The sequence below is a fragment of the Actinomycetospora sp. genome (assembly GCF_055612215.1).
In genome coordinates, this window is sequence record NZ_JBVPVA010000219.1 from 1 (window position 1) to 7,797 (window position 7,797).

Genomic DNA, 7,797 nt, shown 5'->3' on the forward strand with positions numbered 1-7,797 from the left:
GGCGGCTTGCTGAACGCGACGTTGTGGACGTCGGCAGGGGTCAGCGGCATCGGATCTCCTCAAGCACTCCTCGGCTGCGGAACCCCAGGTACCTCGGGCTCTTCGAGCTCCGCGACACGCAGAGTATGACCTCTGCGAGCAGGTGAACCATAGTGGACGGGTCCAGTGGTGCGCTGCGTCCGACGCCCGATCGGTGACACAGCGCCACGAAGCAACGGTCGTCCACCCACACGCGTACCTCGCGACACGCCGAAGGGCGATCGGCCGGACGGGGCGGAACCGCTCACCGATGCCCACGGGTCGTGACACCGTCCCGCGCCCTGCTCCGAGCCCGGTCCGGAACTCGACCGGACGCTCACCGATGCGGTTCGACCACCCACCGCAATCAGCCACCGAGGGCTTGCCCGCTCTCAGATTCGGCTCAGGGAGCGGTGGAGAAGGACTTCTCCGCGAGCTTGCGGCGGTCGGACGCGGAGACCTCGACGTTGGGCGGTGAGAGGAGGAACACGCGGTTGGTGACCTTCTCGATGGACCCGCGCAGCGCGAAGGCGAGGCCGGCCGCGAAGTCGACGAGGCGCTTGGCGGCCACGTCGTCCATCTCGGTGAGGTTCATGATCACCGGAATGCCGTCCCGGTAGCGCTCGCCGATGATCCGCGCCTCGTTGTAGCTGGTGGGCTGCAGCGTCGTGATCTCCGGCAGGGCCGGGGCGTCGGGCACCGCGGCGACCTCCCGCTCGACCGGGCGGCGCACCGGCTCCTCGAGCGCGAGGGCGGCCGCCCCCGAGGCGCTCAGCGAACCGGAGAGCGAGGACGCCGACCCCGACGAGCCGGTGCCCACCGACGCGAGCGAGCCGGAGCGGCTGCTGCGCGAGGTGTGGTTCGGCCCCGTGTTGTGCTCCCAGCTGCGACCCCGGGTGCTCGAGCGGACGGTCACGTCGGCCTCCTCGTCACGGTCGCCGGACGCGGTCCGGTCGTGGTCTGCGCCCGACCGGGACGCATCGGCGCGGACCTCGGGCTCGGGGTCGCGTGGCTTCGGGGTGCGGGGCCGGTCGTCGCCGTGCGCGGCCTCGGCTCGGGCGGGACGCTCGGAGCGCTCGGACCGCTCGGTGCCGAACCGGTCGGCGTCGAACCGCTCGGCCTCGGACCGCTCGTGACGCGAGCCCTCGTGGCGGTCCTCGTAGTGGTCGTCGTACCGGTCCGAGCCGTACCGCTCGGCGCTGTAGCGCCCGGCGCCGTAGCGCTCGGAGGAGTACCGGTCGCTCGAGTAGCGGTCGGACCGGTCGGCCCCGTGGCGAACGTCGTCGTACCGGGCGCCGGCGTAGGCCTCGTGGCCGTCGGTGCCGTAGCGGTCCGCCCGCGGGCGGCGGGCGTAGCGGTCGTCCTCGTACCGGTCGGCGTCGTCGTAGTCCCCGTACCCGTCGTAGGAGTCCAGCTCGTCCGCGGGCACCATGCCGAAGTACGCCTTCACGCGGTGCAGTGCGGTCATGGCAGCCCTCTCCCCTTCAACGTCGACCAGCCGGGAGGGAGACGCTGCGACCCCGGTACGGCGGTGGACTACATCCGTGTCATTCACTCACACGGAACGCTAGCTACCGGGCGCCGAGGAGAGCCGTACCGACACGCACACACGTCGAACCGTGCTCGATCGCGGCCTCCAGATCCCCGGACATGCCTGCTGAGGGTCGTGGCGCCGGGGTGAGCAGCCGCGACGCGGCGGGCGAGCGCGGCAAACGTGCTGAACGCCTCGGAGGGGTCGGCGTGCTGCGGGGCCACCGTCATCACTCCGTCGAGGGAGAGGTGCTCGCTCTGTGCGACACGATCCGCGAGCGCCGGCACGTCGTCGAGGGAGGCACCACCCCGCCCGGGGGCGTCGTCGAGGCTGACCTGGACCAGGACCGAGAGCGGGCCCGACCGCTCCCCCGCGTCCCGGGCGTTCCCGGCCGCGCGGTCGAGCGCGTCGGCCAGTCGCCCGGAGTCCACCGAGTCGACCGCGTGGGCCCACCGCGCGACGTTGCGGGCCTTGTTGCGCTGCAGGCGCCCGACGACGCGCCAGCGCACCGCCGCGTCCGGGCGCAGCGCCGCGAGCTCGGCGGCCTTGGCCGCGCCCTCCTGCTCCTTGTTCTCCCCGAAGTCGGCCAGGCCGAGGTCGACGAGGTGGGCGACGTCCGCGGCGGGCCACGTCTTGGTGACCGCGAGCAGGGAGATCTCCCCCGGGTCCCGGCCCGCCGCGCGCGCGGCGGCGTCGATGCGGGCGCGCACCTCGTCCAGGGAGCGCGCCAGCGCGGCCCGGCGCGCGTCGGGGTCGGTCATCGCGTGTCGTACTCCCACCACGTCACCCCGGCGAACCGCCCGGTGGGACGGGCGCGCCGGTGACTGAAGAGCTGGTCGTCCTCGAGGGTGCACCGCGTGTCGGCGTCGATCCTGCGGATGCCCAGCTCCTCGAGCTGGCGGCGCAGGCCCGCGTGCAGGTCCAGCGACGGCGTACCGACCCGGGTCGTGCCCGCGCTGCCGGGCAGCACCGCGTCGACCTCCGCGCGCATCTCCTCCGGGACCTCGTAGCACCGCCCGCACACGCCGGGGCCGAGCAGCACCTCGATCCGCTCCCGCTCCGCCCCGAGCTCGGCCATCACGTCCAGCGTCCGGGGCAGGACGCCGGCCGCGGCCCCGGTGCGCCCGGCGTGCGCCGCCGCGACCACGCCCGCCTCCGGGTCGGCGAGCAGCGCCGGGACGCAGTCGGCGACGACGACGGCGAGCGCCTGGCGCGGCCGCTCGGTCACCAGCGCGTCGGCGGTCGGGATCTCCTGCTGGGGTCCCTCGACGACGGCGACGTCGGTCCCGTGCACCTGGTTCATCCAGGCCACCCGGGACGGGTCCAGGCCGATGCCGCGCGCGAGGCGGTCGCGGTTGGCGGCGACGGCCGTGGGCTCGTCGCCCACGTGGTCGCCGAGGTTGAACGAGTCGTACGGGGACCGCGACCGGCCGCCCGCACGAGTGGTCAGTACACGACGGACCCGCACGGGCCCATCATCCCCGGTGGCTCCGCCGAGTGGACCTCGGTGGGGCGCTCGACCCCGGGGCGTGCCCCGTGGTGGTCCACTCGGCGGGCGCTCAGCGCATGAAGGACGGGACGTCGACCTCGTCCTCGTCACCCCGGGTCTTGGGGGCGGACGGCGAGCCGGTGGTCCCGCCGGACTCGCCGTCGGCGGCCTTCGGCTCCGACGGAGCGGCGGGCCCGGCGCCGGCCTCCTCACGGGAGACCGCCGGCGTCGTCGGCATCGTCGGGGCGGCCGCGACGGCGGGCGGGATCGACGGCTCCGGTGACCGGCCCGCCTGGGGCCGGACCTGGCCCGCCTGCGCGGAGGCGGTCGCCTGGGACGGCCGTCCGGGGCCGGTCTGCCCCGCGAGCACCTCGCCGGGCAGCTTCTTGTGGGTCGGGGCCCCGGAGTCGAAGCCCGCCGCGATGACGGTGACGCGGACCTCGTCGCCGAGGGAGTCGTCGATGACCGTCCCGAAGATGATGTTCGCGTCGGGGTGGGCGGCCTCCTGGACCAGCGAGGCGGCCTCGTTGATCTCGAACAGCCCGAGGTCGGAGCCGCCCGCGATCGACAGCAGCACGCCGTAGGCGCCGTCCATGGACGCCTCGAGCAGCGGCGAGTTGATCGCCTTGCCCGCCGCCTCGACGCTGCGGCCGTCCCCGCGCGCCGAGCCGATGCCCATCAGCGCGCTGCCCGCCCCGGACATGACGCTCTTGACGTCGGCGAAGTCGAGGTTGATCAGACCCGGCGTGGTGATGAGGTCGGTGATGCCCTGCACACCGGAGAGGAGGACCTCGTCGGCGGACCGGAAGGCGTCCATCAGGCTCAGGGACACGTCGCCGAGCTGGAGCAGCCGGTCGTTCGGGATGACGATGAGCGTGTCGCACTCGTTGCGCAGCTCCTGGATGCCGTTCTCGGCCTGCGTGGCGCGGCGCTTGCCCTCGAAGGAGAACGGCCGGGTGACCACGCCGATCGTCAGCGCGCCCAGCTTCCGGGCGATGCCGGCCACGACGGGGGGCGCCACCGGTGCCGGTGCCGCCGCCCTCGCCGGCCGTCACGAAGACCATGTCGGCCCCCTTGAGGACCTCCTCGATCTCCTCGGCGTGGTCCTCGGCGGCGCGACGGCCCACGTCGGGGGCCGCGCCGGCGCCGAGCCCGCGCGTGAGCTCGCGGCCCACGTCGAGCTTGACGTCCGCATCGGACATGAGGAGGGCCTGGGCGTCGGTGTTCACCGCGATGAACTCGACCCCCTTGAGGCCGACCTCGATCATGCGGTTGACGGCGTTGACGCCGCCGCCACCGATGCCGACGACCTTGATCACGGCCAGGTAGTTATGCGGGGGCGTCATGCTGCCGCCTTTCACTGTGGTGCTCGGGCGACGCCGGCCCGACACGCGGGCCAACCCTCGACTCTCGACCTCGAGTAGAGGTCTATGCTTCGAGGTCACCCTGCCGGCGTCGGCCGCGACCGTAGGCAGCCCACGTAGGCCTTTTCCAGCAGGCGCGCCGGGCGTGTCGTCGTCGGCTTCACCCGTTCGCCGAACTCTCGACTCCGCATCGAGACTTCCGGGGCCCGTTCCGCGCGGTGGGCCCGTCGGTCGGGATGGGCCCGGCGGGGCGTTCCGGCGAGGGGCCCCCTTCGCCCGTCTATTCGAGCGAAGGGGCCCTTCAGTCGGAACGGTGGCCGGCGAGATCAGCCGGCAACGGCGGCGAACGAGTCGCCGAGGCGGGCGTCGGAGAGCTCGTAGGTGGCGGACTGGCCGATGCCGCGGTCGCGGTAGAGCCCGAGCTTCCAGTAGCTGTAGTCGCCCGGGTACAGCGTCCCGCCCGGCGGGTGGAAACCGGTGACCTTCTGCTGGCCGTCCACCCAGGCGTCGACCACGCTCGTCGCGCTCTTCGACGAGAACTTCACGTGCAGCACCAGGATGGTGATCTTCCCGGTGACGGCCGGCGCGATCGTCTTGTCGAAGTTCTTCGAGCCGCCGGGGTGGTCGAACCCGCCCGAGAGGATGTAGTTGCCGTTGCCGATCCGCAGCTCCAGGGGCGGGCTGCCGGTGCCCTCGTTCTTGAACTGGGTGATGAGCTGCCACGACGTCGCGTTCACCGGGAAGTCCGGCGCGAGCCGCACGGAGAGCCGGATGTAGCGGTCCTGGCCCTCGGTGAAGTTGTCGACGTTCGGCTCGACCTCCGCGCGCTGGGCCCCGCCCGGCATCGTGAAGCGCAGCGCCTTCTGCCCGGGCAGGTCGGTCGCCGGGACGACGGTCGGCTGCTTGGCCCCGACGAAGTTCCAGGGCGTGTCCTTGAACATCCCCAGGCCCTGCCCGGTGATGTTCGAGTCCCAGATGGCCTTGGGAGCGGCGGCCTCCGGAGCGGCGGACGGCTCGGGGGCGGAGAGGACCGAGAGTCCCCCGAGGCCCGGGAGCCCGACCTGTGCGGCCGGGGTGTGCGGCGGCGTCGGCGTCCCGGTGGCCGCGGGCGCGGTGGTCGCGGGCGCGGTGGTCGTCGCCGGGGCACCCGCGGCCGGCTTCGTGGTCGTCGGCCTGGTGGCCTCCGACGGCTTGGGCGCGGCCTGGGGCCCGACCGGCCGCGGGCCGATCGGCCACAGCTCGCTCGGCCAGGAGCCGACCGGCTTCGGCGCCGTGGGCTTCGCGGGGACGGGCTTCGGCGCCGAGGGCTTCGGCGCGGCCGGGACGGGAGCCGTGGTGCTCGGCGCGACGGGGGCCGTCGCGGGCGAGACGGCCGCCGTCGTCGTCGAGGTCGTCAGCCACAGGCGCTGGACCGCCGGGCCCACCGCGCCCGGTCCGCCGAGCATGACGATCCGGGCCTGCACCTGGGTCGTGGCCGAGGGCAGGACGGTGCGGACGCCGTCGCGGGTGGGGATCCACCGGCTCCAGGCGCCGGTCGGGAGGACACCGCGCACGTCGACCCGGGCCGACGTGCCCGGCGGCAGGTCGGCGGTGAGGTCCGCGGTGATCGCGTTCGCGGGAGCCGCGGGCCGGCGGGGCGCCAGCACCATGACGCCCTCGGAGCGCCGGCGCTCGGTCGACGGCGTCACCAGGCGCACGGCGCCCTCGGCGAGGCGCACGTTGACGTCGTCGCCGCCGGAGACCGCCAGCTCCGCGCCCCAGCTCTCGCCGCTGGGGACCGCGGTGGCGGTGGCGGCGAACCCGACGACGGCGGCGAGCAGCACGCCCGCGCCGGCGATCAGCGCGGCCCGGCGTCGACGGCGGGCCCGGCGGGGGTCCGGCCCGGCGACCGGGCGCGCCCCGTCCCCGGCGTGCGGGGCCAGCGGGCGCGCGCCGAGCGGCTCGTGGCGGGCCGGGGCACCGCGGCGCGGTCCCGGGGGGACGGAGCGCGCGGCGGTCACCTCGACGGTGGGGGTCTCGGAGAATAGCTCGTCGACGAGGTCAGCAGGACGCGACACGGGGGGCCTCCATACCGGCGGCGGGGACGTACTGGTTCGGGCCGATGCGCAGCCAGCTGCTGCTCGTGCCCTGCGCGCCGGAGCGCACCTGGCCGACGGCGCTGCACTCGACGGTCATGCGGGCACCGCCGGCGACCGCACCGACGGCCGACGACGAGTCGGTCGGGGCGGAGCGGACGACGATCGTCGGCGCCCCGGTGGGCCGGGCCAGCGCCGACGGGCCGGTCCCGGTCCAGAGGTAGGTGACGGTGACCCAGCTGTTGTCGCGCAGGCCGAGGTCGTCGTAGAAGGTGCCGTCGGCGAGGTCGATGCCCGCCGGGTTGGCGACCGTGCGGCCGAAGCCGTCCTTGCCGCCGTTGTAGCGCTGCTGGTTCGCGGCCTGCGCCTCCGGCGTGCCCTGCGGGAGGTCCTTCCAGGTCTGGCGGGTCGCGGTGGGGTTCCAGTAGTCGTCCTTGGTGTTCCACGGGCCGACGTCCCATACCGGGGACCAGGCGCAGCGGCCGGAGGGGGCGCAGACCTTCGCGGTGTAGTCGCCGGTGTTCCGCGGCGAGAGCCCGCGGCGTGAGGGCAGCGCGACGAAGTGGTCGCGCGGGACGATGACGTGGCCGTTGGCGGTGGTGCCGCCGACCAGCCCCTCCCGCGTGGCGAAGACGCGGCTCGACACGGCGGGGGTGGCCAGTGGCGCGGGCGCCTCGACGCCGGGCGGGACCGGCGCGGTGCCGACCGGGCCCTGCGCCCGGGTGCGGTCCGCGGCGAGCCAGAGCCGCTGCAGCGCGGGGCCGGCGCCGCCGGGGCCGGCGACGAGCGTCGCGCGGACCTGGACGGAGGTGGTCGCCTCGGGGAGCAGGGCGGGGCCGCCGGGGTCCGCGGGCTCCCACTGGCTCCACGAGCCGTCGGCCCGCAGGCCCCGGACGTCGACGAGGAGCTGGGCGCCCGGCGGGACGTCGGCGGTGACGGCCGCCGACACCCGGTCCACCGGGCTCGGCAGGCGCCGCGGCGCGAGGAGCAGCTCGCCCTCGGCCAGCGGCGAGCGGGCGCTCTGGGACCGGACGGTGTCGCCGGCGAGACGGATCGCGCCCGCGGTGGCGACGACGTTGGTGTCGTCCCCACCGGCCACGGCGAGCTCGGCGATCCACGTGTCCCCCGGCCCGGGCGCCGCCCGCGCGGTGGGTGCCGCCGCGAGGGCCACGAGGAGGGCGACCACCGTGAGCCCGGCCGCGAGCAGCGGGCCGACACCGATCCGTGTCCTCCCGCCCCGGCCGGGCCCGCGGTCGCGCTGCGCCCGCGCGGTCGTCATGGTCATCGCGTCCTCTTCCTCGCTGTGCCTGGGAGCGGCGT

At 75.1% G+C, this 7,797-nt stretch carries 3 protein-coding genes and 3 pseudogenes; all 6 read right to left on the reverse strand.

The genetic code is table 11. The features are described 5' to 3' along the window. Window positions 1-421: 421 nt before the first annotated feature. A pseudogene (locus tag AC0CYZ_RS06125) lies at window positions 422-700 on the reverse strand (cell division protein SepF); the annotation flags it as partial. 889 nt (window positions 701-1,589) lie between these two features. Continuing rightward, window positions 1,590-2,310 (reverse strand): annotated as a pseudogene (locus tag AC0CYZ_RS06130) (YggS family pyridoxal phosphate-dependent enzyme). Further along, on the reverse strand, window positions 2,307-3,017 hold the full coding sequence (gene pgeF, locus AC0CYZ_RS06135; protein ID WP_472213356.1) for a peptidoglycan editing factor PgeF: 711 nt from the start codon (window positions 3,015-3,017) through the stop codon (window positions 2,307-2,309). The pseudogene AC0CYZ_RS06130 and the gene pgeF overlap by 4 nt, the downstream one beginning before the upstream one ends. A 91-nt stretch (window positions 3,018-3,108) precedes the next feature. Next, window positions 3,109-4,384: pseudogene (gene ftsZ / locus AC0CYZ_RS06140) on the reverse strand (cell division protein FtsZ). 344 nt (window positions 4,385-4,728) lie between these two features. Next, window positions 4,729-6,459: a polysaccharide lyase gene (locus tag AC0CYZ_RS06145; protein WP_472213358.1), complete on the reverse strand. Its 1,731-nt coding sequence runs from the start codon at window positions 6,457-6,459 to the stop codon at window positions 4,729-4,731. Beyond that, a partial coding sequence (locus tag AC0CYZ_RS06150) for a hypothetical protein (protein WP_472213360.1) occupies window positions 6,443-7,797 on the reverse strand: 1,355 nt, incomplete at its 5' end. The genes AC0CYZ_RS06145 and AC0CYZ_RS06150, both read right to left, overlap by 17 nt.